Annotated in this window: 24 protein-coding genes; 15 read left to right on the forward strand and 9 right to left on the reverse strand. The window is 69.4% G+C overall.

What is annotated here, in order from left to right; translation table 11 throughout:
• Positions 1 to 65: 65 nt before the first annotated feature.
• The gene (locus ACHWVH_RS03075; protein WP_394686657.1) at positions 66 to 611 is read right to left on the reverse strand and encodes an RNA 2'-phosphotransferase; all 546 of its coding nucleotides are present in this window, start codon (positions 609 to 611) and stop codon (positions 66 to 68) included.
• Between the two features lie 320 nt (positions 612 to 931).
• On the opposite strand from ACHWVH_RS03075, the gene ACHWVH_RS03080 reads away from it, so the two are divergent.
• From ACHWVH_RS03080 to ACHWVH_RS03095, 4 genes are all read left to right on the forward strand, one after another.
• The gene (locus ACHWVH_RS03080; protein ID WP_267100728.1) at positions 932 to 1135 is read left to right on the forward strand and encodes a hypothetical protein; all 204 of its coding nucleotides are present in this window, start codon (positions 932 to 934) and stop codon (positions 1133 to 1135) included.
• Between the two features lie 214 nt (positions 1136 to 1349).
• Positions 1350 to 1985 carry a DUF2076 family protein gene (locus ACHWVH_RS03085; protein ID WP_152244105.1) on the forward strand — a complete coding sequence of 212 codons (636 nt, stop codon included), beginning with the start codon at positions 1350 to 1352 and terminating at the stop codon, positions 1983 to 1985.
• A gap of 213 nt (positions 1986 to 2198) precedes the next feature.
• Positions 2199 to 3575: a type II toxin-antitoxin system HipA family toxin YjjJ gene (gene yjjJ, locus ACHWVH_RS03090; RefSeq protein ID WP_394686658.1), complete on the forward strand. Its 1377-nt coding sequence runs from the start codon at positions 2199 to 2201 to the stop codon at positions 3573 to 3575.
• 102 nt (positions 3576 to 3677) lie between these two features.
• Positions 3678 to 4502, forward strand: a complete 825-nt coding sequence (locus ACHWVH_RS03095) for an alpha/beta fold hydrolase (protein ID WP_267119366.1) — start codon at positions 3678 to 3680, stop codon at positions 4500 to 4502.
• A gap of 135 nt (positions 4503 to 4637) precedes the next feature.
• On the opposite strand, the gene ACHWVH_RS03100 is transcribed toward ACHWVH_RS03095, so the two are convergent.
• On the reverse strand, positions 4638 to 5855 hold the full coding sequence (locus tag ACHWVH_RS03100; protein ID WP_394686659.1) for a glycoside hydrolase family 30 beta sandwich domain-containing protein: 1218 nt from the start codon (positions 5853 to 5855) through the stop codon (positions 4638 to 4640).
• Positions 5856 to 6187: 332 nt separating this feature from the next.
• Between ACHWVH_RS03100 and ACHWVH_RS03105 the strand changes: the two genes are divergently transcribed.
• From ACHWVH_RS03105 to ACHWVH_RS03115, 3 genes are all read left to right on the forward strand, one after another.
• Positions 6188 to 8275: a DUF4350 domain-containing protein gene (locus ACHWVH_RS03105; RefSeq protein ID WP_394686660.1), complete on the forward strand. Its 2088-nt coding sequence runs from the start codon at positions 6188 to 6190 to the stop codon at positions 8273 to 8275.
• A 219-nt stretch (positions 8276 to 8494) separates the two neighbouring features.
• Complete coding sequence (locus tag ACHWVH_RS03110) at positions 8495 to 8815, forward strand: DUF3817 domain-containing protein (protein WP_017911534.1); 321 nt, start codon at positions 8495 to 8497, stop codon at positions 8813 to 8815.
• 122 nt (positions 8816 to 8937) lie between these two features.
• Entirely contained in the window at positions 8938 to 9270 is a 333-nt protein-coding gene (locus ACHWVH_RS03115) for a hypothetical protein (protein WP_394686661.1), read from the forward strand.
• 27 nt (positions 9271 to 9297) lie between these two features.
• Here the strand turns inward: ACHWVH_RS03115 and ACHWVH_RS03120 are convergent, their stop codons facing one another.
• Both ACHWVH_RS03120 and ACHWVH_RS03125 read right to left on the reverse strand, forming a co-directional pair.
• Positions 9298 to 10389: a DUF1615 domain-containing protein gene (locus ACHWVH_RS03120; RefSeq protein ID WP_152237320.1), complete on the reverse strand. Its 1092-nt coding sequence runs from the start codon at positions 10387 to 10389 to the stop codon at positions 9298 to 9300.
• A gap of 65 nt (positions 10390 to 10454) precedes the next feature.
• Entirely contained in the window at positions 10455 to 11288 is an 834-nt protein-coding gene (locus ACHWVH_RS03125; protein ID WP_152237321.1) for an NAD(P)H-dependent oxidoreductase, read from the reverse strand.
• A gap of 84 nt (positions 11289 to 11372) precedes the next feature.
• Between ACHWVH_RS03125 and ACHWVH_RS03130 the strand changes: the two genes are divergently transcribed.
• Entirely contained in the window at positions 11373 to 12266 is an 894-nt protein-coding gene (locus ACHWVH_RS03130) for a LysR family transcriptional regulator (protein WP_152237322.1), read from the forward strand.
• Positions 12267 to 12287: 21 nt separating this feature from the next.
• On the opposite strand, the gene ACHWVH_RS03135 is transcribed toward ACHWVH_RS03130, so the two are convergent.
• Positions 12288 to 13124: a class I SAM-dependent methyltransferase gene (locus tag ACHWVH_RS03135; RefSeq protein WP_394686662.1), complete on the reverse strand. Its 837-nt coding sequence runs from the start codon at positions 13122 to 13124 to the stop codon at positions 12288 to 12290.
• Positions 13125 to 13389: 265 nt separating this feature from the next.
• Here ACHWVH_RS03135 and ACHWVH_RS03140 point away from each other — a divergent pair, with 265 nt between their 5' ends.
• The 4 genes from ACHWVH_RS03140 (at position 13390) to ACHWVH_RS03155 (ending at position 17316) form a co-directional block, all read left to right on the forward strand.
• Positions 13390 to 14265: a DMT family transporter gene (locus ACHWVH_RS03140; RefSeq protein ID WP_026143535.1), complete on the forward strand. Its 876-nt coding sequence runs from the start codon at positions 13390 to 13392 to the stop codon at positions 14263 to 14265.
• Between the two features lie 185 nt (positions 14266 to 14450).
• Positions 14451 to 14807 (forward strand): hypothetical protein, encoded by a 357-nt coding sequence (locus ACHWVH_RS03145; RefSeq protein ID WP_152237325.1) that lies wholly within the window; start codon positions 14451 to 14453, stop codon positions 14805 to 14807.
• A gap of 139 nt (positions 14808 to 14946) precedes the next feature.
• Positions 14947 to 16317 (forward strand): D-serine/D-alanine/glycine transporter, encoded by a 1371-nt coding sequence (gene cycA / locus ACHWVH_RS03150; protein WP_010340292.1) that lies wholly within the window; start codon positions 14947 to 14949, stop codon positions 16315 to 16317.
• A 78-nt stretch (positions 16318 to 16395) separates the two neighbouring features.
• Positions 16396 to 17316: a CorA family divalent cation transporter gene (locus ACHWVH_RS03155; RefSeq protein WP_394686663.1), complete on the forward strand. Its 921-nt coding sequence runs from the start codon at positions 16396 to 16398 to the stop codon at positions 17314 to 17316.
• A 30-nt stretch (positions 17317 to 17346) separates the two neighbouring features.
• Here the strand turns inward: ACHWVH_RS03155 and ACHWVH_RS03160 are convergent, their stop codons facing one another.
• Entirely contained in the window at positions 17347 to 17706 is a 360-nt protein-coding gene (locus ACHWVH_RS03160) for a hypothetical protein (protein ID WP_017908445.1), read from the reverse strand.
• Positions 17707 to 18008: 302 nt separating this feature from the next.
• On the opposite strand from ACHWVH_RS03160, the gene ACHWVH_RS03165 reads away from it, so the two are divergent.
• The gene (locus ACHWVH_RS03165; RefSeq protein ID WP_017908446.1) at positions 18009 to 18908 is read left to right on the forward strand and encodes an AraC family transcriptional regulator; all 900 of its coding nucleotides are present in this window, start codon (positions 18009 to 18011) and stop codon (positions 18906 to 18908) included.
• A gap of 394 nt (positions 18909 to 19302) precedes the next feature.
• Here ACHWVH_RS03165 and ACHWVH_RS03170 read toward each other — a convergent pair whose 3' ends face one another.
• Complete coding sequence (locus ACHWVH_RS03170; protein ID WP_152236106.1) at positions 19303 to 19776, reverse strand: DUF4410 domain-containing protein; 474 nt, start codon at positions 19774 to 19776, stop codon at positions 19303 to 19305.
• Positions 19777 to 19860: 84 nt separating this feature from the next.
• Positions 19861 to 20646, reverse strand: a complete 786-nt coding sequence (locus ACHWVH_RS03175; RefSeq protein WP_394686664.1) for a transporter substrate-binding domain-containing protein — start codon at positions 20644 to 20646, stop codon at positions 19861 to 19863.
• A 330-nt stretch (positions 20647 to 20976) separates the two neighbouring features.
• Between ACHWVH_RS03175 and ACHWVH_RS03180 the strand changes: the two genes are divergently transcribed.
• Both ACHWVH_RS03180 and ACHWVH_RS03185 read left to right on the forward strand, forming a co-directional pair.
• Positions 20977 to 21909, forward strand: coding sequence for a hypothetical protein (locus ACHWVH_RS03180; protein ID WP_394686810.1), 933 nt, complete (start codon positions 20977 to 20979; stop codon positions 21907 to 21909).
• Positions 21910 to 22349: 440 nt separating this feature from the next.
• Positions 22350 to 23123: a lytic transglycosylase domain-containing protein gene (locus tag ACHWVH_RS03185; RefSeq protein WP_267085684.1), complete on the forward strand. Its 774-nt coding sequence runs from the start codon at positions 22350 to 22352 to the stop codon at positions 23121 to 23123.
• Positions 23124 to 23149: 26 nt separating this feature from the next.
• Here the strand turns inward: ACHWVH_RS03185 and treA are convergent, their stop codons facing one another.
• Positions 23150 to 24844, reverse strand: a complete 1695-nt coding sequence (gene treA / locus ACHWVH_RS03190) for an alpha,alpha-trehalase TreA (protein ID WP_148829875.1) — start codon at positions 24842 to 24844, stop codon at positions 23150 to 23152.
• Between the last annotated feature and the right edge of the window lie 64 nt (positions 24845 to 24908).

A 24908-nucleotide genomic window follows, 5' to 3' on the forward strand; every position in this document is an offset into this window, starting at 1 on the left:
GTCCCTGGATGTCGCTGCCCAGTCGCACACGCGGTATGGGTGCCCAAGCGAGATAGCCACAGGAACTAGATTTCCGAAAGAAAGCTGCTCGGAACTGCCTGGGTGAGCCAGACGCCATTGTCCGCCTGAAAGAAGGCAAAGCCCTGCTGGTGCATTCGCAGGGCTTCGACTTTCAGGACAACCGGCTTGCCATGACGTTGCCCGACCGTGGTCGCGGTGGCGATGTCCTGCGACAGGTGCACGTGATGCCGTTGGCCCGCACGCAAGCCCTCGGCCAGGATCGCGTCCAGAAACCGTGTGGCGGTGCCGTGGTAGAGGAACTCTGGCGGCATCTTGGCTTCGTACTGAATGGCGACGCTCTCAGTCGAATGGCCCTGGACAGCACGGATGCGCCGGCCATCTTCCGAGAGTGCGAAGCGTTTTTTGTCGCTGCTGTCCACCACGGCGCGAATGAGATCTGCATCGAGCGTCCTGCCGCTTTGCGCACCACCTGCGATCAATGCATCGACCTCCGCCCAGCCTTCGCTGTCGAGGGTAATGCCAGCGGCCTGTGGCTCGTGGCGAAGCACAAAGCTGAGGAACTTGCTGATGTCTGTGTGTTGCTTGCTCATATACATTCCGGTGGCTAAACAATTCCAACCATCGCTCGGCGACGCCGATAGTGGCTTCCGCTCAGTTGGCTGGCAACGGTGGAGGTGATGTAGCGTGGGTTCGAGTTGGCGCGGTGCAATCTTACGCGTCGTGGAGTGCGAGGATCGCCAAGCAAGCCGGTGTCTGGCGAGTTTGATGTAAAGACGAAGGTGGGAGTACCGCACCTCCGCCGGCAAGATGTTGAACGGCTAAGTGTCGGCACAGCCGACCGCTGGCACCTTCACCCTCCGCGCACGCACAGCCGGATCACGATGGCTCCTCCCCGCTCACCCTGACGCCCATGCCCTCGTCCAAGACGCCTCCATGGAAGAAACCGAATCCGCGCGGTCAGCGCAGCCAGCCGTTGTCGCCGGCGCAGAAGGAAGCGGCGAAGCAGCGCGCAGAAGAGAACGGCCGCCCGTATCCGAACCTGGTCGACAACATGTGGGCGGCGCGGCTGCCGCATGCGACGTCCTCCTCCAGTGCGGACATCGACGAGGAATAATCAAGGCGTCTGCGCTTGGAGTGGGGGCATACCTGACGCGCGTTGTCGGAAGAATGTCGGAGTTCGCCAGTGCGGCTGCCGGTCTGGTTGTCCTGGCGCGCGCGATTGATGAATGCCGATACACCGGAGCTCGGACGCACCCTTGGCCTGCGCCGCGCCATGCCCATACCGTGCCGTGCCGGCACTGGGCCGGTCATCGCATCCAGGTACGGGTATGACTCCGCAAGAACAGCAGCTTCTCGAAGACTTCCTGGCGCGCCTGCGCAGCGCTGGCGGGGTGGCCAAAGATCCGCAGGCCGACGCGCTGATCCACGCACGCCTGGCCGATCAACCCGATGCCGCGTATCTGCTGGTGCAGCGCACCTTGCTGCTGGAGCACGCACTGGAGGCGGCCAAGGCGCAGATCGCGCAGTTGCAGCAGGCGGCCACGCCCCCGCCACCGCCGGCCAGCTTCCTGGGCCAGGGCTTCAATGCGGCGCCGCCGCCGTTGCCCCCGGCGCCCGCCACCACAGGCGTCGCGGGCGCGGGTGCGCCCGGCTGGCGCGAGCGCTGGTTCGGTGGTGGCGCTGCGGCAGCGGAGCCGACGCCGGCACCGGCCGCCGCGCGTGGCCCCAGCTTCCTCAGCACCGCGGCCACCACGGCGGCCGGCGTGGCCGGCGGCATGTTCCTGTTCGAGGGCGTGGAAAGCCTGCTGGGCGGCCACCACGGCGGCGGCCTGTTCGGCGGCGGCGCGCCGCAGGAGACGGTAGTCGAGAACATCACCAACAACTACTACGACGACACGCCGCAGCAGGACATGGGCCAGGACTTCCAGGACGACGGCGACTTCGGCAACGACAACTGGACGTAGCCTCTTCGCTTGCACTTCTGCCGGATCGGGCAGTCAGGCGAGCGCCTGCAGGGCGCTCGCCTTAGGTTCGGCAGGCTGACTATCCATTGCTTCAAGTATCTATTCAAAAAAGCAGTCACCAGTAGACCGATTTCGAGGTAATAGCCAAAGAATCCAGCTGCTTACAAGTCTAGTTCTCTTGACTATCTATTCATAAATCTATTCAATCCGGGGATGAGCGAGGCCCGGCTACGCGATCTGATTGCTTTTCTGCGCCATGAGGGGGCGGCGACGGCGCCTGGTATCGCAGCGGCGCTCGGCATCAGCCAGCCGACGGTCTCGCGTCTGCTCAGCGCTGCCGGCGATCAAGTGCTGCGGATCGGCAAGGCGCGCGCCACGCGCTATGCGCTCAGCCGCACGTTGGGCCGGGCAGGCCGACGCTGGCCCCTGTTCCGTCTGCGTCCTGACGGGCGCGCCGAGACGCTTGGCGATCTCCATGCCATGCATGGCGATGGATTTCTGTTCGTTCCGCAGAACGCGCGACCGGTTCTGGTGCATGGTGAATTCGCCGATGGCGTGTTCCCAGGGCTGCCGTGGTTCCTGGACGATCAGCGCCCGCAAGGCTTCCTCGGCCGTGCCTTCGCACGGCGCGTCGCCGAAGATATCGGCGCGCCGCAGGATCTGCAGCGCTGGCAGCCTGACGATGTCGTCCTGTCGTTGCTGCGGCATGGCGACGATCAGCCCGGCGACCTGGTCCTGGGCGAGTTCGCCTTGCAGCGTGCGCAACAGGCCGCCCTGCAGCCGGCTGATGCGCTGGAGAAGGCGCAGCGATCCCAGCATTATCCGCAGCGCGCCAACGCCGTCTTGCGTGGCGAGGCGGTGGGCTCGTCGGCAGGAGGCGAACAACCGAAGTTCACCGCAATCCTGCACACGGAAGGCGGCTACACGGCGGTCATCGTCAAGTTCAGCGAGCGTGCCGGCACGCCGGCCGCGCAGCGTTGGAGCGACCTGCTGCGGTGTGAACACCTGGCCAGCGACATCCTGCGTGCGCACGGCATCGCTGCTGTCGAGAGCGAACTGCTCGAGAGCGACGGTCGCGTGTTCCTGCAGTCCACGCGGTTCGACCGCACGCCTGTGCTGGGACGGCGCGGCTTCGTCTCGTTGGCTGCGGTGGATGCGGCCTACTTCGGCCATGGGCGCATCGACTGGTGGTTGTTTGCACCGCAACTGCAGCGCGAAGGCTGGCTGAGCGACGCAGATGCGCAGCGCCTGCGTGTGTGCGGCTGGTTCGGCGCACTGATCGGCAACAACGACATGCATCTGGGCAACGCGGGCCTGATGCTGGGCGATGTCTTGCCGCTGGCCTTGGCACCGATCTACGACATGTTGCCGATGGCGTTCCGTCCTGCGGCCAGCGGCGAGGTGGTAGAGCGCGCCTATGTGTTGCCGTTGCCGACACCGGACCAGCGCGAAGACTGGCGCGCAGCGGCCGGCATGGCGGTGACGTTCTGGGAGCGCGTCATCGAGGACGTGCATGTGTCCGCGGCATTTCACAGCATCGCGCGGGATGCGCTGGCGCAGTTGACGCGCGCCGTATCGCGGATCGGTTGAGCGCTTTCGCGCAGCGTTAAATCACCCGACACATCGCCCTCACGCGGGCGGGACACGCCGCAGGGGAAGCTGCCGCGACTTCCCCCCCGCGAGGCCTTGCCCATGACTGCTACCAACGCGCGTGTCCGCTTGCATGTCGAAGATACCGGCGGTGCCGGTCGTCCGGTGATCCTGATCCACGGTTGGCCGCTGTCGGCCGAGGCGTGGAAGGACCAGGTCGGGCCGCTGCAGCAGGCCGGCTACCGGGTCATCGCCTACGATCGTCGCGGCTTCGGCCGTTCCGAGAAGCCGGCCGACGGCTACGAGTACGACACCCTGGCCGACGACCTGGCCGGCATCATCGAGGACAAGCAACTGCGCGACGCGGTGCTGGTCGGGTTCTCGATGGGCGGTGGCGAGGTGGCGCGCTACGTGGCGCGGCATGGCACCGGGAAGCTCGCCGGCGTGGTGTTCGCTTCCGCGGTGCCGCCGTACATGCTCAAGACCGACGACAACCCGGAAGGGCCGCTGAGCAAGGAGCAGGCGCAGGAGATGGAGCAGGGGCTGAAGGCCTCGCGCGAGACGTTCTTCGATGACTTCACCCGCGGCTTCTTCAGCGCCCACGGCACGCTTAAGGTCAGCGAGGCGCAGCGCCAGGAGGCGATCGCGCTGTGCCTGCAGAGCGACCAGACCGCGGCGCTGGGCTGCATGCAGGCGTTCGGCACCACCGATTTCCGCGAGGACCTCAAGAAGGTCGACGTGCCGACCCTGGTGCTGCACGGCGATGCCGACGCCACGGTGCCGTACGAGGGCTCGGGCCAGCGCACCCATCGCGCCATCGCCGGCAGCGACGTGGTGTTGCTGAGGGATGCGCCGCATGGCTGCAACACCAGCCATGCCGAGGAGTTCAATCAGGCGCTGCTGGGGTTCCTGGCCAAGCTGGGCTGATCGCTGGCGCGTGTCTCGGTGCCGACGCTCACGGCGTGGCACCGCGACGACGCGACTAGGCAGCAGGTAGAAACCAACCCGCGGCAGCGCTCGGCTGCCGTGGGTCGATCCGGCCGACTCAAGCCATCGCGCAGATCACTCGCCGACCAGCGTCGCCACGCTCTGCGGATCGACGTAGACCACGGTCTGGCCCGAGGCGACACTGTACTTGCCGCCGTAGCCGACGTTGAGGCTGGACGAGGTGCTGTACTTGGTGAACGCGGTGGCGCTGCCGGCGGGCACGCGCACGGTAAGCTGCCGATGCTGGGTGCCGGTGTTGACCACCACCAGAACCAGCTTGCCGCTCGGGGTCTTGTAGGCGCTGACGGCGACGTCGTTATACGGCGCGGCGGTGGCGCCGATGCGCACGGACCCCGGACGCACGAAGCGTGCGTATTGCGACATCACGTAGCCGCGCTTGCTCACTGTGCCAGTCTCGGCAATCAGCCCGTAGCTGCGGCGGATGTACCACCAGATGTAGCCGCTGTAGTTGGCCAGCATGCTGTTGTGCAGTTCGCTGCCCACGCCGAGCGCGGACGGCCAGGCGTTGCCGTCGGTGTTGTCGGTGTAGTGCTCGGTCATCCACAGCTGCTTGCCCTTGCTGCGCGCCAGCGGGTAGTCCTTGGGCTGCACGCCATACAGGTGCCCGCCGACGATGGACAGGTACTGGGCGGCGCTGCTGTTGAGCACCGGGTCGGTCAGCGCGGTGTTGAAGCCCAGCGATTCGGCCGCGAGCAGCTTGAACTTGCCGAACTTCGCGCCCTGCGCGCTGATGAAATTGAGGAAGTCGGTGCCGTTCCAGTCGCCCGACTCGTAGTCCGGATGCCAGTCCGGCTCGTTCTGCAGCGACAGGGCGTAGATCGGTGCGCCCTTGCTGTCCATGTAGGCGGTGAAATCCAGCAGGTGCTTGGCGTACGCGTCGTAGTACTGCGGCAGCAGCTTGCCGCCGTTGTTGAGGCTGTTGTTGGACTTCATGTAGGCCGGCGCCGACCACGGCGTGGCCAGCAGCACCGCGCCGTGCGCGCGGGCCCGCACCGCCGACGGCACCTGCTGGCTCCAGCCGGAGCTGGACGGATCGATGCGCATGCGCATGATCGACAGGCCGATCTGCCCGGTGTCGCTGCCGAACGCCAGGTCAACCTGGGCCGGGGTGAGGTCGGCGACCCAGCCGGCGCCGTTCATGCCGCCGAAGCCCTGGATGGTCTGGTGAACTTCGGACGGATTGACGGTGACGGTCTGCGCCAGGGCGGTGCCGGCCGAGAACAACGTGGCGGCTGCGGCGAGCAAGGTGCCGAGCAAACGAGGGGTCTTCATGGCGTGTCCAGCAGTGGGGGAGGCGTGACGCTAGCCAGCGCAGATGACCATTTCAATGTCGCGGTCGTCCAAAGCCGGCAAGTGAGACCGGCGGCGCACCCCAAGCGCTAACGTCTCCTCAATCCACATCAGCGTATGCGTCGCGCTGCATGATGCGTGCAGCGCGGTGCACCACACGCCTGCGGCGTGAGGTACGGCGTGCGGATTGTGCGCAGTTGCGCGCGCAAACGCCGCAAGATGCACAAGTGCGCGCATGGCAAAACTGCGCACAATGCATGCGCTGGCACAGCGCAGGGGGCGTGCCGGCGTTTCCTCTTGCGAAGGTGTTGCGCATGCCACTGTTCCGTGTTCCGCAGCGCTGCGGCGTTGCCCTGTTCGCTGCGATGCTGTCGATCCTGCTCTGCCTGCCGATGCTGGCGCAGGCGCAGGCCACCCGCTATCGCGACGCCGCGCCGCTGCTGCTGGGCGTGGCCTGGTATCCGGAGCAGTGGCCGGAGGCGCAATGGGAGCACGACCTGGCGCTGATGCAGGCGGCGCACGTGCGCGTGGTGCGGATCGGCGAGTTCGCCTGGAGCCGGATGGAGCCGCGCGAGGGGCAGTACGACTTCGACTGGATGGACCGCGCCATCGCCGCGGCCGCGCGGCACGGCATGGTGGTGGTGCTGGGCACGCCGACCGCGGCGCCGCCAGCGTGGTTGACTCAAGCCTATCCGGACACCTTGCGGGTCAGCCAGGACGGCGTGCGCGACGAGCACGGCAACCGCCAGCAATTCTCCTTTGCCAGCACCCGCTACCGGCGCTTCGCGCATGCCATCGCCGAGCAGATGGCGCAGCGCTACGGGCACAACCCGCACGTGGTCGGCTGGCAACTGGACAACGAGTACGCGCAGTCCTCGTTCGATCCCGAGGCCAAGGCGCAGTTCCACGCGTGGCTGCAGCGCAAGTACGGCAGCATCGAGGCGCTCAACCAGCGCTGGGCCACCGCCTACTGGAGCCAGACCTACAACGACTTCGCGCAGATCCCGGTGCGCGAGGACGAGGAAAATCCGGCGCTGTTGCTGGAGTGGAAGCGCTTCGTCAGCGACACCTGGGCCGACTATTCGCGCAACCAGATCGACGCGATCCGACCGCATGCCGATCCGCGCCAGTTCATCACCACCAACACCATGGGCTGGTTCGCCGGTTTCGACGCCTACACCGTGCACGACGTGCTCGACATCGCCGCCTGGGACGACTACGTCGCCGGCGAGCGCTATGACTGGGTCGACAACGCCGCGCGCCACGATCTGACCCGCGGCTACAAGCAGCGCAACTACTGGGTGATGGAAACCCAGCCGGGCTTCGTCAACTGGCGCGCGACCAACGTGGCGCTGCGCAAGGGCCAGGTACGCGCGATGGCGTGGCAGGCGGTGGCGCATGGCGCCGATGCGGTGTCGTACTGGCAGTGGCGCGCTGCGCCCAACGGGCAGGAGGAATACCACGGCACCCTGGTCGGCGCCGACGGCACGCCGGTGCCGGTGTATGCGGAGATCCAGCAGGTCGGCGCGGAGTTCGCCAAGGCCGGTCCGGCGCTGGCCGGCACCACACCGCAGGCGCAGGTGGCGCTGATCAACGACTTCGACAGCCGCTGGGCGATCGGCTTCCAGAAGCACGCGGCCGACTTCGATCCGGTCGTGCAGATGAAGAGCTTCTACCGGCCGCTGCGGCAGCAGGCGCAGGTGGTCGACGTGGTCTCGGCGATGGCGCCGTTGGAGCGCTACAAGCTGGTGGTGGCGCCGGCGCTGAACGTGCTGACCGAGGCGCAGGCGCAGCGGCTGAAGGCCTATGTCGAACACGGCGGGCACCTGGTGCTGGGGCCGCGCAGCGGCATGAAGAACGTCGACAACGGCCTGCATCCGCAGCGCCAGCCCGGCCCGCTGGCGACCTTGCTTGGCGGCCGCGTGGAGCAGTTCTATGCGCTGGACAAGCCGATCCCGCTGGTCGGCGCGGGCGCCGACGGCAGCGCCAAAATCTGGGCCGAACAGTTGCAGGCCACCGCCGCCGACACCACCGCACCGCTGCAGTACGGCGCAGCCAATGGATGGCTGGACGGCGCGCCGGCGCTGCTGACCCGGCGCGTCGGCAAGGGCCGCATCAGCTATGTCGGCGGCTGGTTCGACGACGCCACGCTGGATCGCCTCACCGGCGACTGGTTGCGCGACGCCGGGGTGCAGGCGCCGCTGGCCGACGTGCCGGAGGATGTGGAAGTGGGCGTGCGCAGCGACGGCGCGCGCCGCATCGTGGTGCTGATCAACCACGACGCCACCCCGCACAACGTGCGGCTGCCGGCGCCGATGCGCGCGCTGCTGGGGCCGACGCCGAGCAACGACACGGTGCAACTGGCACCCGATGACGTGGCGGTGCTGGAACAGCGTCGCTGAGGACTGTCGCGGTGCGCTACGGCGCATTGCCGGCCACGCGATGACGGATCGGTGCGGTGGGTGCAGCTGTGCCGCGCTCGCCGTGGCCGCGTCGCGCCTGTGCGCCACGTGCAAGGACACGCTCTACAATGCACCTGCCAGCGGGCGTCGCCGCCGCCATCGCGTCGCGGCCTCGTTTCCTCACTGGAGTTGCGTGTGTCCTTGTCTTCTTCCCGTCCGTTGTCGCCGGTGGGCCGGCTGTTCGCCGCTGCCGCCGTGTTCGAAGGCCTGACCTGGGCCGGCCTGTTGCTCGGCATGCTGCTCAAGTACGGCACCCAGACCACCGAGCTGGGCGTGTGGCTGTTCGGCCGTCTGCATGGGGCTGCATTCCTGCTGTACGTGGTCGCCAGCCTGCTCGCCGCGCTGCGGTTGCGCTGGCCCTGGTGGGCGTGGGCGCTGAGCCTGCTGGCGGCGCTGCCGCCGCTGGTCACGGTGCCGCTGGAACTGTGGTTCCGCCGGATCGGCCTGCTCGGCGCGCCAGGGCAGCGTGCCGTGGAATAGTGCAGGCGCTGCGGCGCAGGCGAGACATCTTGCCCTGTGCGATGCGCTGCATCGGTAGTGTGTTGTGACTGCATTCTCCGGCAGCGCTCTAGAATGCTGTCCCCAGTGCAGGCGAGGAGGCCATGGGCAAACGCAAACGACGACCGCCCCTGCCAATGCCGACACCCACGCGCCTGCAACGGCTGGTCGCGCGTCTGGAACGGCCGGTGTTGATGCTGATGGCCGCGGTCATGGTGGCGTGCGCCGCGATGAAGCTGTACCTGCTGGCGAACGCGCTGCAGAGCGGCGTGTACATCGGCGTACCGAGAGCCGGGCCGAAGCGGATCTATCTGCTGGCGACCGATCCAGGCCACTATTGGTTCTCGATCGCGTGGGACAGCGTGGTCTGCCTCGTGTTGCTGGCGCTGGCCATCGCCACGGGCTGGGCGCTGATGGCGTTACGCAAACCGAAGTAGCGTTGGGTCGGCGGATCGCCGCGACCGTCACCTGGCCAGGCAACGCTGCCAACGCTCGGCCACGCGCTGCGCGAACCAGGCGGTGGTGAGCTTGCGGGTGATCTTCGGGCTTTCCAGGGCGATGCCCGGCAGTACCGCGCGTGGCAGCGGCTTGCCGGCATCGCGGTCTGCCAGGGCGAACACCTGGCGATACAGCGCGCTGTCGCCGAAATCCGCCTCGCCGCCGCGCTGCAGTTCGCGGCGGATCGTGCGCGCGTCCATGCCCAGTTGCGTGCCCAGGCTGCGTGCGGCGCGCTCGGTGGCGCCGGGGGCGTCGAGGTCGGCGCCGGGCGTCAGCGGATCGCCATCGAGGGCGAGCGAGATGCCGCTGGCGCGCGCCAGCGCGGCCTGGAATGCGGCATTGCGGCTGGCGTACCAGCCCGCATTGAAGTCGGCGAAGCGGTACAGCATCGCCGCCGCGTTCGGGTAGCCGAGCAGGTGGCGGGTGCCGAACCAGATGCCGCCTCGGCGAGTGAACACCGCGTGGCGCACGCCGTCGCTCAGCGGATACGGATAGCCGTCGGTATGCGCCTGCGCGAAGGCGATGCTCACCTGCATCGGCCCGGCGGTGTGCACCGGGTTGAGGTCGCCGAACAGGCGCTGGCCCAGCGGCACGCTGCCGGCGATGTCCTCGAAGATGGTGCTGAGATCCTGTTCGGTGCGCGCGGCGGCTAGGCGCTCGGCATAGCTGCGTCCATCCGGCCCGCGTAATTGCAGCGCTGCATCCAGCGCAAACGCCGGCACATGCACCGCCGCCGCGCGCCGCTGCAGTTCCGCCCGGGCGATCTTGCCCAGCCCCGGCACCGGTGGATTGGTCTGGTAGGTCGATTCCTGTTCGATCACCGCCAGGACCGCACAGATGTTCTCGGCGTTGGTGCCCAGACTCTGCGAGGCCAGGGCCACGTAGACGTCGTCGGCCCAGCCGCGGCGATCGGGTACCGTGGCCGGGATACGCCGGGCGATGTCGGCCTTGACCTCGCTGGGCGTGCGCTCGGGCATACGCGGCGCCTGTGTGGCGCAGGCGCCGAGCAAGGCGGCGCTGCACACGGCGAGCAGGCGGACGAAGACGGCGGTGGACATCGGCGCGGCGGCTCCAACGGAGTGGCGGTCGCCTGCATCCTACAGGTGCGCTGTCGGCACCGCGCCTACGTCGCTGGTGCCGACACTGTGCGGTCGGAGGTCGCCGCCGCTTGCGTGTCCGCGTCGGCCACATGGATGCCGAAGCCGCTGCGGCCGGGTGCAAGATCGGCCCGCAGCGTCAGTGCCGGGATCGCGTAGTCGCCGCCATTTTGCTTGCGGAAGGCGATCGGCGCGGTACTGAACAGCGTGTCCAGCCGTTCGCCCAGCGCCGCGCTGGTCTGCCCGAAACGCGCCGCATCCATGCGTCCGCTGCGGTACACCACGAACGGCGGCAGCACCTCGAAGCCGGGGTAATGCAGGATGCCGTGCTGGATCGGGAACAGCAGGTCGTCGATGGGGCCGTTGATACCGCGCGGTGCGTAGTGCGATTCCCAGCCGCCGGCGGTGACGATCAGCATCGCGCGCTTGCCGGCCAGCGTGCCTTCGCCGTAGCGGTCGCCCCAGTGCGTGTCGGAGTGTTCGCCGACGCCGTAGGCAAAGCCGCAGGCATACACCCGGTCCACCCAGCCCTTGAGGATGGCCGGCATCGAGAACCACCACAGCGGGAACTGCAGCAGCAGCGCATCGGCCCAGCGCAGCTTGTCCTGCTCGGCGGCGATGTCCGCGCGCTGGCGGCCGCTGGCGAAGGCGCGCTGCGAGTCGCGCGAGGGATCGAAGCGCGCGTCCGCGGCGCCGTCCAGGCTGTCCTGCGCGTCGACGGTGGCTTTCCAGTCCATTGCATACAGGTCCGACACCTGCACGCGATGGCCGGCGGCCTGCAGGCGTTGGACCGCCACCTGCTTGAGGGCGCCATTGAGCGAGGCGGGTTCGGGATGGGCATAGACCAGCAGCACGTTCATGCGGGTTCTCGGTGAGGGAAGGTCTCCACGCTAGGTCGCGCTTCGCTATAGTGGAAATGAATTGCCTTGATAGTCGCTATTGCCATGGTTGATCTGCGGCGCCTGGACCTCAATCTGCTGCTGACCCTGGACACGCTGCTCGACACGCACAACGTGACCCGCGCCGCGGCGCGTCTGCATCTGTCGCAGCCGTCGGTCAGCGTGCACCTGGCCAAGCTGCGCGAGGCGCTGGGCGATCCGTTGCTGCTGCCGGGGCCACGCGGCATGCGCCCCACTGCGCGCGCCGACGCGCTGCGCGTCCCGTTGCGCGAGGCCTTGCAGGCACTGCAGCAGGCGGTGGCGCCGGACGCGCCGTTCGATCCGTCGCGCGCGCAGACGCTGTGGCGGGTGGCGGCCAGCGACTACGGCGCCTCCACCGTGCTGCTGCCGGCGATCGCCGCCTTGCGCCGGGTGGCGCAGGGCACCCAACTGGCGGTGCTGCAGCTGTCGCCGCCGACGATCGCGCAGCAGGCCGAACAGGGCCAGATCGACCTGGCCCTGCACACCGTCGCCGACGCGCCGCCCGGCCTGCGCCGACGCACGCTGTTCGCCGAACACTACGTGCTGGTCGGTCGGGCCGGCCATCCGCGGTTGCGACGACGGCCGAGTCTGGCGCAGTTCTGCGCGCTCGAATACGTCATCGTCTCGCCCGATGGCGGCGGTTTCAGCGGCGTCACCGATGCCGCGCTGCGCGCGCATGGCCTGCAGCGCCGGGTGGTGCTGTCGGTGCCGCACTTCCAGTTCGTCGTTGCCGCGCTCCAGCGCAGCGACCTGGTGGCGATGCTGCCCGAGCGCCTGGTGCGCGACCAGCCCGGCCTGCGGGTGTGCGCGCCACCGCTGGAGCTGCCCGGCTACGAAATGGCCATGCTCTGGCACGAGCGCGTGCACCGCGATCCGGCGCACCGCTGGTTGCGCGAGCACATTCTCGCGTCGATCTGATGCGGCGGAGGCGATCTCGCTTCAGCGGCGCGTGGCCAGCACCCCATCCAGCGCCAGTTGCGCGGCGAAGCCGGCCTTCTCCAGGCGTTTGGCCACCTCGCGCGGCACGTCGCGCCCGCTGGTGAGCTTGTTCGGACTGCCGGTGTAGTGGAACAGCCGGCCGCCGCGGCGCAGCACCCGCGCGAGCTGGTCGTAGAAGGTTTGCGCGTAGAGTTCGCCGGCGATGCCGAAACGTGGCGGGTCGTGCAGGATCGCGTCCATCGACGCATCGGCGATGCCGCCGATGGCGGCGCCGACATCGCCATGGGTCAGCTGCAGGCGACCGTCGCTGGCGGCCGGATCCGGCGACCACGGATTGAGCGTGCGCAGCCACAGCACGTCGGCGTTCTTTTCGAACGAGTGCAGGCATGCCACGCCGGCTTCCAGTGCGCAGGCGGCGAAATAGCCGAGGCCGCCGCAGGTATCCAGCACCTGCTTGCCGCGCGGTTCCACCAGCGCCACCTTGCGCCGCGCGTCCTCGAACGGCGATAGCTGCGCGCTGGGCAGCATCTTGATGCCGTCGATCTCGAACGTCGGCGCGCCCCACTCGGTCGGCACCAGCTTGATCAGCGCACCGCCGAAGCGCGACACCGCGGCGAAGTCCTCGCCGTCCCAGTAGTACAGCGTGCGGTCCTTGAGCTTGCCCGGGTACTGATACTCGCGTCCCTGCCACTGCCAGCGGTCGGCACCGAGCAATGCCTGGCCCTGGCTGCGCTCCAGGTCGAGCGAGCCGGACCAGGTGGCGGCGCCGGCATCGCGCGCGGCGAGCAGCGCGACGGCGAGCGGACGGGTGAGCAGGGGGCCGGAATAGCGGGTCACGGGGGATCTGCCGGCGCCACGGCGCGGCACGGGGCTCGGATGCGGGAGCGCATCGTAACCGATGGCTCCATGCACCCGCATCGCCGGCGCGCATTGCCGCGTGCCTGTTCCCGAAGGAAAGTACGTGCCGCGTGGCGGCAAGCTGCAGCGATCGAAAGTTCGTCATTTTCATTGCCAGCGCGGCGGCAGCGCCACGACAAAAGAGGGATACTGACCATCCCCCCCACGTACGCCGTCGCAGCGCCGCTGCCGGCCAGGATCGTCCATGCTCAAGGGTGTGCTGCTCGGTTTCGCCTGTTACGCCGCCTACTCGATCAGCGACGCCTTCGTGAAGGGGCTGGAGGGGTCGCTGCCGGCCTACGAGGTGGTGTTCTTCGGGGCGCTGCTGATGCTCGCCGCGCTGCCGTTCCTGAAGAAGCCGGGCGATCGCTGGCGCGAAGTGGTGGTGGCGCAGCGGCCCAGCATCTGGCTGCTGCGCGCGTTCACCGGCGCAGCCGGCAATCTGTCCGCGGTTACCGCGTTCACTCTGTTGCCGATGGCCGAGGCGTTCGCGCTGATCTTCCTGATGCCGATCTTCGTCACCGTGCTGTCGGTGCTGCTGCTCAAGGAGGAGGTGCGCTGGCGGCGCTGGCTGGCGGTGATCGTCGGCTTCATCGGGGTGCTGGTGGTGCTGCGGCCAGGCTTCCGGCACCTGGGCCAGGGCCATGTCGCGGCGATCGTCTGCGGGCTGGTGGGCGCGGTGTCGGTGATCAGCCTGCGCATGGCCGGGCCCGGCGAGAAGCGCCTGACCCTGTACGGCGCCGGCGTGCTTGGCCCGCTGCTGATGGGCGGGCTGCTGATGCTGCCGACCTTCGTCTGGCCGACCTGGCAGCAATGGATCCTGCTGGCCGGCTACGGCCTGCTCGCCGGCCTGGCCGCGATCTTCATGATGTACGCCTCGCGGTCGGCGCCGATCAGCGCGGTGGCGCCGACCCAGTACAGCCAGATGCTGTGGGCGATCGGCTTCGGCTACTGGCTGTTCCACGATCACCTGGACTGGCCGATGGCGGTGGGCATCGCGCTGATCCTGGGCGCCGGGCTGTTCACCCTGGTGCGCGAGGAGAAGGTCACGCGGTGGTGGCGGCGCACCAAATTGGTGTGAGCGCGGTCGCCTGAGCCGATCTCGGTCGCCGCACCGGCGCCGATCAGGAAATCGCCGATACGGCCGCGCACGCAGCGCGGCGATGCTGCCGGCTCACGGACGAGGCAGGGCAGCGGCGCGTGGCCGCGAGGGAGCGCAGCGGTCGCCGCGCCATCGGACTTTCCTTATCAAGATCGGAGAACGGCATGACGAACAATGCGATGGGGCAGTTGCTCGACGCCGCCGCCCATGCGGGCGCGGCGGGTGTGCGGGTGGTGGCAGGCGTGGTCGGCGCGGACGGTGCGGTCCGCAACGGCGCGGGGTACACGGTGGCGCATGTGAGCACCGGCCACTACCTGGTGAGCTTCCAGCCGCCGTTCCAGGCGCTGGATGGCGTCTCGGTCACCCAGATCTATCCCGGCGACGGCAGCACCTGCGACAACGCGGTGATCATCCGCCTGGATGCGGGCCAGGTGCTGCTGAAGACCGGCGATGGCGGCGGCAACCAGTCCGACCGCGATTTCAGCTTCGTCGCGATCGGGCAGGGCGGCGCACTGGCCTGAGCGACGGCACCCGCGGCGGCGCGGACGGCATGCGGCGCCGTCCGTGCCGCCGCGGGCGCCACCCGGCGCACGCGCGGCTGGCGCGCGCTGCCGCCATCTTCTATGTTTGCAGGCTAATCCCTCGCGATGGCCTGCGCCCATGACCGATCCGTCCGCCCAGCCCGACCACCTGCAGCGCAGCCTGTCCAACCGCCACCTGCAGTTGATCGCGATCGGCGGAGCGATCGGCACCGGCCTGTTCATGGGCTCGGGCAAGACCATCAGCCTGGCTGGGCCGTCGATCCTGTTCGTGTACCTGATCATCGGCGTGATGCTGTTCTTCGTGATGCGCGCGATGGGCGAGCTGCTGCTGTCGAACCTGGAGTACAAGTCGTTCATCGACTTCTCCACCGACCTGCTGGGGCCCTGGGCCGGGTTCTTCTGCGGCTGGACCTACTGGTTCTGCTGGATCATCACCGCCATCGCCGACGTGATCGCGATCGCCGCCTACGCGCAGTTCTGGTTCCCGACGCTGGCGCCGTGGATCCCGGCGATGCTGTGCGTGCTGTTGCTGCTGGGGCTGAACCTGGTGACGGTGAAGCTGTTCGGCGAGATGGAATTCTGGTTCGCGCTGATCAAGATCGTGGCGATCTGCGCGCTGATCCTCACCGGCGCCGGGCTGGTCGCCTGGGGCTTCCAGTCGCCGTCCGGGCACGTGGCCTCGCTGGCCAACCTGTGGAACGACGGCGGCATGTTCCCGATGGGGCTGGGCGGGTTCTTCGCCGGCTTCCAGATCGCGGTGTTCGCCTTCGTGGGCATCGAACTGGTCGGCACCACCGCCGCCGAGACCGCCGACCCGCGCCGCAACCTGCCCAAGGCGATCAACTCGATCCCGGTGCGCATCCTGGTGTTCTACGTGCTGGCGTTGGTGGCGATCATGGCGGTGACGCCGTGGCGCGAGGTGGTGCCGGGCAAGAGCCCGTTCGTGGAGCTGTTCGTGCTGGCCGGCGTGCCGGCCGCGGCCAGCCTGATCAACTTCGTGGTGTTGACCTCGGCCACGTCCTCGGCCAACAGCGGCATCTTCTCCACCAGCCGCATGCTCTACGGCCTGGCCGAGGAGCGCCACGCGCCGCGCGGCTTCGCCCGGCTCTCGCGCGCGGCGGTGCCGGCGCGCGGGCTGCTGTTCTCCTGCGCCTGCCTGCTCGGCGGCACCGTGCTGATGTACCTGATCCCGAACCTGGTCACCGCCTTCACCCTGGTCACCACGCTGGCCGCGGTGCTGTTCATGTTCGTCTGGTCGCTGATCCTGTGCGCCTACATCGCCTACCGGCGCAAGCGCCCGCAGCTGCATGCGGCCTCCGCGTTCAAGATGCCTGGCGGGGTGGTCATGTGCTACGTGTGCCTGGCGTTCTTCGCCTTCGTGCTGGCGCTGCTGACCCTGCAGGCCGACACCCGCCAGGCGCTGTTCGCCAGCCCGGTATGGTTCCTGCTGCTGGGCGTGGGCTATGCGTTGAAGCGGCGCAGCGCCTGAACCGGTGCGCGCGGCCGGCGTTGACGCTCCGCGCGCGCTGACGGATGCTCGCGGCCTTTCCTGCGCGAGCCTGTCCCGATGATCACCATCCATCGCCTCGGCGGTACCTCCGACACGCCGGTGTGCTGGGTGGACCTGTGCCGGCCGAGCGAGGCGGAGCTGGCCGAGGTCGACGAGAGGGTCGGTTTCGCGGTGCCGACGCGCGCGGCCATCGGCGAGATCGAGTTCAGCAGCCGGGTGCGGGTGGAAGGCGATGTGCTGTTCCTCAACGTGCCGCGCTTCCAGGACGAGGACGGTCCGACCGCGCCGCTCGGTTTCGCGGTGTCGCCGCGGGTGCTGGTGACCCAGCGCGAGCAGCCGATGGCCTCGCTGGATGCGGTGGCCGCGCAGCTGCAGCAGAGCCCCTGCCGCAGCAGCGACGACCTGCTGCTGCGCCTGCTCGACGAACTGGTCGGGCGCCTGGCCGACCGCCTGGAAGCGCTGGAGGCGCAGATCACCGAGACCACGCGGGTGGCGTTCGACCGGCCGCATGCGCGGCACAAGTCGCGGCACCTGGAGCGGATGCTGCACGACGTCGGCGACATGGGCCGGCGCCTGGGCGGCATGCACAACGCCGGCCACGGCCTGCTGCGCCTGGCCACCTATCTGGACGATGCCGCGCCGGACTGGTTCGGCGAGGACGCGGCCAAGCGCATCGGCCTGCTGCACAAGGACCTGGTCACGCTGAGCGAGTTCGAGCAGCAGTTGAACGACCGCATCGAGTTCCTGCTCGACAGCGTGCTGGGCATGATCAACGTCGACCAGAACAACGTGATGAAGGTGATGGCGGTGGCCTCGGTGGTGGGCATCCCGCCGACGGTGCTGGTCGGCATCTGGGGCATGAACTTCGCGCACATGCCCGAGCTGAAATGGCACGACGCCTACTACTGGGCGCTGGGCGTGATCGCGCTGAGCATGCTGCTGCCGCTGGCCTGGTTCCGCCGGCGCGGCTGGGTCTGAGCCAGCCGCGCGCGGCGCCGGCCGCGCAGGTCACGCCGCGAGGCTGTCGGCCTCGGCGGCGTCTTCCGCGGTGTCGCCTTCCTCGCCGCTGACGTGCTGGACCGCGGCGATGTCCCACGACACCGTGTCCGGATCGATCAAGGCGTGGATCGCCGCGCCCTGCAGTTCGCGCATCAGCCGTCGTGCCGACGCGGTGCCGTGCGCGACGCTGTCCCACAGCACCATGTCGACCACGCTGCCGTCGCGGCGGCGGGCGATGCGCCGCGAGCGGAAGCCGGGCTGGCGCTGCAGCCAGGCATCGACTTCGGCATTGGCGCGCAGGAAGGTGCGCCAGGTGCAGTCGAGCAGGCGGAACGTGGCGATTTCCAGGGCTTCGGTATGGGGATGCATCGGTCTCTCCTGCGGTCTGCGTCGCCCGCATGGCACGCTGGCGGCGACGCGGCAGCGCGACGAGGGGCATGGGGGAAGGGACAGGGCCGAACGGCCGGAACAGGCGGGCGGGGGCGGGCGTTCCGGGACGGCGCCGGTGCGGGAACCGGCCGACACAGGATGCTGGCCCGCGCCGCGGGCGCGTTAGCGCGATCCAACGGAATTCTTGTACGATCCTGCAAGCCGCGTCGCGCCGTGGTCCGTGCCGGCGCAGCATCGTGCAAGCTTGCCTTCCCCCTCCGCACGCTACGGCGCCCTTGCCGATGACCGCGCTCGCCCACCGCTACCAGGAAATGGCCGCCCTGGTTGCCCGATTGGCCGTCCCCGATGGCGACCACGACACCGCCATCGACGGCTTCTTCTGTTCCTACCGCTCCGCGCCGTCGCCGAAGACGCATACCGCGCAATGGCCGGTCTTCGCGCTGGTGCTGCAGGGCGAGAAATGCCTGACCCTGGGCAACGAGGAGTACCACTACGGCGTGGGCACCTTTCTGCTGGTGACGCTGGATCTGCCGGTGGTCTCGCGCATCACCCAGGCCAGCCCGGAACAGCCGCTGCTGGGCGTGGGCATGTCGATCCGGCCGGACCGGCTGCGCGAACTGCTCGAGCGCATTCCGTTGCCGCCGCAGGTGGGCGCCGAGCGCCCGCGCGGGGTCTCGGTCAACACCGCCTGCCCGGACCTGCTGGACGCGACGCTGCGCATGTTGCGGTTGCTGGAACGCCCGGCGGACATCGCGGCGATGGCGCCGCTGATCGAGCAGGAGATCCTGTATCGCCTGCTGGTCGGGCCGTGCGGGCCGAACCTGCTGCGCATCGCCCAGGAGGACAGCCCCAGCAACCGCATCGCCAAGGCCATCGCCTGGTTGCGCCAGCACTACGCCGAACCGCTGCGCATCGAGGACCTGGCGCGCCAGGTCAACATGAGCGTGTCCTCGCTGCATCACCATTTCAGCGCGGTCGCGGCGATGACGCCGCTGCAGTACCAGAAGCAGTTGCGCCTGCGCGAGGCGCGGCGGCTGATGGTGGTCGAGCGCATGGACGTGGGCGCGGCCGGCTACCGCGTCGGCTACCAGAGCCCGTCGCAGTTCAGTCGCGAATACAGCCGGCTGTACGGGCGGTCGCCGCGCAGCGACCTGGCCGAGCAGCTGGGCCTGGCCGGCTGAGCGGTACCGGCACTGCGCGGGTCCTCTTGCGCATTTGACGTGCTGCTTGATCGACCAAGGGCCTCTCTCATCACTCCGAGGCACGTCCCGTAGGGGCGGCGTCAGCCGCGACGCGCGTTACCGGGAAAGCTTCGTCCCGACCGAAGTCGCTCCCACAGGGGCTTGCGGCGAGCCCGCCGGGTGCACTGTGGGAGGGACTTCAGTCCCGACGCATTGCGCCATCGGAACGCACACCACATCGCGCGTCGCGGCTGCATGACACTTGACTCCTACAGAGCAAGCCGCATCCGGCTTGCGTGTCGCCGGATCAAGCGATTCGAGGTGCTGCAGGCAGCGCATTGGTGCGCTTCGGCGCCCGTGCAGGACCGGTGCGGTCCTGCACGGGCGGCACGCACTACTGCAATTGCTTGAGCCGCGCGACGATCTCCTGCGCGTGGCGCTCGATGAGGCCTTCGGAGGTGCCCCAGGCGGTGCTGTTGGTCGATTCCACGTCGAACTGCGCGGCGGTCTTGCCGTTGGCATCGGCGACGGTGACGCGGCTCTTGATCTTGTCGCGCCCGGCCATGATGCCGGCCCAGAAGCGCGCACCGTTGCTGCGCATGTAGTAGTGATCGATGACGATGGTCATCTTGCGCGCATTGGCCTGGCCCTGCGTGCCGTGCAGGTGCGCCGCGTCCAGTTGCGCGTCGAGCTGACGGCGGAACATGGCCAGGCTCTCGGCATCGGTGTCGTCGTTGCCGGTGAGCTGGTACCAGTAGGTTTCGGCGGTGGTCGCCTTGTAGCTCTGGTGCACCACGCTGTTGGTCGCGCAGCCGGCGGCCAGCAACATCACGCTCACCAGCGCGAGCGTTTTCCATTGCAGTTTCATGCTCTCTCCTTGTTGAATCCCCATGCCGGGGCGAACGCCGCCGGCCGCGGCAGCATAGCGGCTGCGCGCGGGCAGGCGGGAGGCCTAGCGCGTTGTCTCCGGATCGCCCAGCCACGCGGCCACGACCCGCGCATAGGCGCCGCTGGCCTTGCTCAGGTGCAGCCACTGGTCGACGTAGGCCTTCCAGGCCATGTCGTCGCGCGGCAGCAGGAACGCCTTCTCGCTGTACTGCAGCGGCCGCTCCGGCGCCACCGCGCACAGGCCGGGCACCTGGCGCTGCTGGAAGCGCGCTTCGGAGGCGTCGGTGATCATCACGTCGGCGCGGCCCTCGCGCAGGTCGCGGAAGATGGCGGGGTTGTCGTCAGACAGGATCAACTGCGCATGCGGCAGTTCTCGGCGGGCGAACGCCTCGTTGGTGCCGCCGCGCGGTTCGATCACCCGCACTTCGGGCCGGTCGATCTGGGCGATGGTGCGGTAGCGCGTGCGGTCGGCGCAGCGCACCAGCGGGATCTTGCCGTCGACCTCCAGCACCGCACTGAACCAGGCCTGGCGCTGCCGCGGCAGCGACACCGAGATGCCGCCGACGGCGATGTCGCAGCGGTCGGCGAGCAGGTCCGGCAGCAGGGTCGGCCAGCGCGTGGGCACCCACTGCAGCTTGACCTCCAGGCTGTCGGCCAGCGATTGCGCCAGGGCGATGTCGATGCCGTCGTAGGTGCCGTCGCGGCGCAGGCGGCTGTAGGGCGCGTAGTCGCCGGTGGTGCACACGCGCAGCACGCCATCGCGAAGGACGCTGTCAAGGTGCGAGGGCGCGGCGTGTGCGGGCAGCGCCAGCGCGGCGCCGAGCAGGCCGGCGGCCAGGCGTCGGATCATGCGGTTCTCCTGCGGCAGGGTGGGCGTCGGTGCCCGTTGGCTGTACGCCGGCTGTCGCGCCGGCGGTGCGCGTCACCTTAGCCGTTTTGCGCATGCGCCGACGCAATCCCTGACGCGACAAGGCCTTGCGTGCGCCGGGCGGTCGCCGGTGACGCCATGTTGCCGCTTGCCGCGCGCGGCGGCACGCGCCGGCAACGGAACTCGCGGCACGCTGTACCGGTCCGTCCCCCACATTCGTCCTCGCCGCTTGCCCATGGATCCTCGACCGTCGTGACCCCCCTTCCTGCGCAAGACCGATGGCTGCAGCTGTGGGCGGCACTGGCGACGGCGATGATCCTGGCCTTGCTGGGACGCCTGCTGTGGGGCACGCCGTCGGCGCCGCCGCGTGCCGTGGCCGAGGACGCGCTGCGCCTGGTGTTCCTGCCGCGGCAGCCCGCGCAGCGCGTTCCGGACCCGCCGCGGGTGTCCACGCGCGCGCCGGCCGTGGACGCGCGCATGCCGGCCGGGGCACGGCCGCCGCGCGGCGCCGCCGCGCCGCCGTCTTCGCCCTCGCAGACGCCGAGCGCGCCCGCCGCGGCCGCGACCGGCATGGCGGCGACGCTCTATACCGGCGATGGCCATCCGCGCCTGCCGGATGGGGTGGCGGTGGATCCGTTCGCGCAGGCGCAGGGCACGCCGCCGGGCACGCTCAATCCGCGCGACGTGGCCAAGTCCAAGCGCCTGCTCGAACGGCCCAACCCGATCGACTACCGGTCGACCCGTTTCGACAAGGATTGGGCCAGCGACGGCACCCTCGGCGATGTCGCCGTGCAGGGCATCGACCGGGCGATCAAGCAGCTGTTGCCCAAGAACACGCATCAGTCGGCGGTGGCGCGGCCGCCGCCGGACGTGCGTTTCAACCCGGCGCTGCACGAGCGCGCCAGCGACCTCGGCAGCGAGGCCACCGGCGATGCCTACAAGGCCGCGCCGATCGCCTTCGAAAAGGCGCCCGGGTTGGATGGCGAAGCCAGTCGGCGGATTCGCCAGGCCCTGGCCGACCTGCAGCAACGTCGCGGCGCCTGCCCGGCGGCGCAGCGCGCGCGCCTGCTGGCGCCGGTGCAGCAGCACCTGGACGCGCTGCTGCAGGTGGAAACCGCCATGGCCAAGGGCGCCGACCCGATCCGCGCGCAGCAACTTCTGCCGCGCGAGGCCGACAGCGCCTACGATCTGGCGCGGCGCGCGCTGTGGTACGCCGATCAGAAGCTCGCGGCGTGTGCGCCGTAGGCGGGCGTGCAGGTCGGAGGACGCATGCAATGGTCGTCGCTGCTTGAATCGCGAAGAGCGGAGGCCGCGAGCGATTCGACCTTGGCAGCAGTCAGGACTGAAGTCCCTCCCACAGTGCGCCCAGGCCGTGTGCTGCACGTTCTTGTAGGAACGGCTTCAGGCGCGACGAGCGAAGGCGGTGCGCTATCCGGCCGCTGAAGCAATCGGGACCAGAGATCCGCCCACGATGTTCCAGCCAGCGTGCCGCATGCCCCTGTGGGAGGGAGTTCAGTCCCGACGCGTGGAGTCTGGTGCCATCGTGGTGTGCAGGAGCCTGGTCGCGGCTGAAGCCGCTCCTACCCAGACCCGTGTCGGAAACAGCGCCGGGCGACAGGCCGTCACCTGCGTCCACGCGCGCTGCGCGATGATGCGCGCCCATCCCATCCGAGCGTGTGTCGCCGATGCCGCTTGCCCGTGCCGTGCTGTGCCTGCTGCTGTGCTGTGGCGTCGTCGCCGACGCGGCAGCGCGCACGGTGTACCGCTGCGTGCGCGACGGCACGGTCAGCCTGGCGACCGCGCCGGAACCGGGTTCGCGCTGCACCCCCAGGGAACTGGACGATGCGGCGATCGCCACGCCCAATCTGTGGGGCAACCTCGGCGTGTTCAGCGGCACCCTGTACGAGCGCGAGCAGGACGGGCAATTGGTCTACTCCACGCGCAACCTGCCGGGCTCGCGGCCGTATCTGCGCTTCACTGCGGTCACGCCGCCGGGAGAGGTGGCGCATCCCGGACTGGGCAAGCTCGGTGCGCCGCAACTGCAGGCGCATGCCAAACAGTTCCGCGCCGCGGCGCGCGCCACCGGGGTCGACGAGCCGTGGCTGCGCGCGATCGCGCATGCCGAGAGCGGATTCGATGCCGCCGCGGTCTCGCCCAAGGGCGCGCAGGGGGTGATGCAACTGTTGCCCGAGGTCGCCAGGGAGTACGGCGTGCGCGATCCGTTCGCGGCCGACCAGTCCATCGACGGCGGCGCCCGCTACATGCGCGCGTTGCTGCGCCGCTACGCCGGCGATCGGGTGCTGGCCGCGGCGGCCTACAACGCCGGCATCGGCGCGGTGGCGCGCTACGGCGGCGTGCCGCCGTACGCGGAGACCCGCGCGTACATCGACAAGGTGATGGCGCTGTACCAGCGCTACCGCCTCGCGATGGGGATGGCCGTGGAGACGCCCGCGCAATAGCGGCGGCGCCCACCGCCCGCGGCGGCTCAGAGCGCGACGGCCTCCGCCTCGGCTTCGGTCGTCGCTTGCGCGTGCGGCGCTGTCGGCGCCGCCGCCGGCGCCGCGTACAGATCCAGCAGCAACAGGGTCACGCCATTGGTCCAGCCGAAGCCGTCCTGCAGCGCGTACTCGCCGCCGCCGCCGCCCTTGGCCTGCGCGTCCACGCCGTACTTCTCCACCAGCTTGTGCTGCTGCGCGAACAGCGCCTGCACCCGCGCCAGGAAGCGGCTGCCGATGCGCTGCGCCAGCGCGTCCTGGCCGTAGCGGCGCAGGCCGTCCACGGCGATCCACTGCAGCGGCGCCCAGCCGTTGGGTTCGTCCCACTGCTGGCCGGTGTGCAGGCGCGTGGTCGCCACGCCGCCGGGGCGCAGCAACTGCGCCTGCACGGTGTCGGCGCTGCGCTTGGCCCGTGCCGGCGAGGCGACCCCGACGAACAGCGGGTAAAGCGCCGCGGCGGTGACCTGGTCGCGCAGCCGGCGCTGCTGCCAGTCGTAGTCGGCGTAGTAGCCGGCATCGCTCCACAGGTGCTTGTCGATCGCGGTCTTGCGCGCGCTGGCCAGGGCCGCGTAGTCGGTATCGCAGCCGGCCGCGCCGGGGTTCTTGGCGCAGGCCAGGGCCAGGGTGCTCTCCAGGTGGTAGAGCAGGCTGTTCAGGTCGACCGGGACGATGGCGGTGGTGCGGATGCTGGCCAGGGTCTTGCGGTCGCCGAGCCAGCGGCTGGAATAGTCCCAGCCGCTCTCGGCGCCGGCGCGCAGGTCGCGGTAGACCTCGGCGGCGGGTCGGTCCTTGGCCTCGGCGGCGGTGCGCACGTCGTGCAGCCAGGCCTCCGGGCGCGGCGTGTCGCGGGCGTCCCAGTAGCGGTTGAGCAGGCTGCCGTCGGCCAGCCGCACCACGTGCGCATGCGCGCTGCCCGGGGCCAGGGTCTGCGCGCCTTCCATCCAGTACGCGTATTCCTTCTGCAACTGCGGCAGGTAGCGCGCGTAGGCGGCATCGCCCTCCACCTTGGCCTGCAACTGCACCATGTGCGAGAAGAACGGCGGCTGCGAGCGGCTCAGGTAGTAGGTGCGGTTGCCGTTGGGGATGTGCCCGTAGGTGTCGATCAGGTAGGCGAAGTTGTCCAGCATCTGCCGGCTGCGTTCGTGTTCGCCGCTCTCCACCAGGCCGAGCATGGTGAAGTAGGAATCCCAGTAGTAGACCTCGCGGAAGCGCCCGCCCGGCACCACGTAGGGGTGCGGCAGCGACAGCAGGCTGCTGTAGGGCGGCACGTCGACCTGGCGGCGCACCAGCAGCGGCCACAGCGCGTCGATGTGCTCGCGCAGGCCGGTGTCCTGACGGATCGCCTCGGTCTGCACCGGGCCGGATTCCTCGAAGTTGGCGGCGACGAAACGGCGCAGGTCGAAGCCCGGCTGCTGGCGCTGCGCCAGATAGTCGGCGTTGATCAGCGCCGGGTCGCGCAGCGGCAACGCGTCGACGAAGTGCTTCTGGTCGTCGAACAACTCCTGCTGCTGCACCGCCTGGAACAGTTCCGGGTAGGCCAGGTCGGGCGTCTGCGGCGGCGGTGCCGGCGCGGTCAGCGTGGTCGCGGGCGCGGCCTCCGCCATGGCGGTGTCGGCGGTGCCCAGCAACAGGCCGAGCGACAGGCTCAGCAGCGGGGTGCAACAGGGAGGAGCGGCATGGCTCATGTCGGGTCCAGAGCAGGATGCGTGCGGCATGGTAAACGACCGAAGCGGAGACGGGGGCGCGCGG

The sequence above is a fragment of the uncultured Xanthomonas sp. genome (assembly GCF_964278005.1).
In the GTDB taxonomy this organism is placed as follows: domain Bacteria; phylum Pseudomonadota; class Gammaproteobacteria; order Xanthomonadales; family Xanthomonadaceae; genus Xanthomonas_A; species Xanthomonas_A sontii.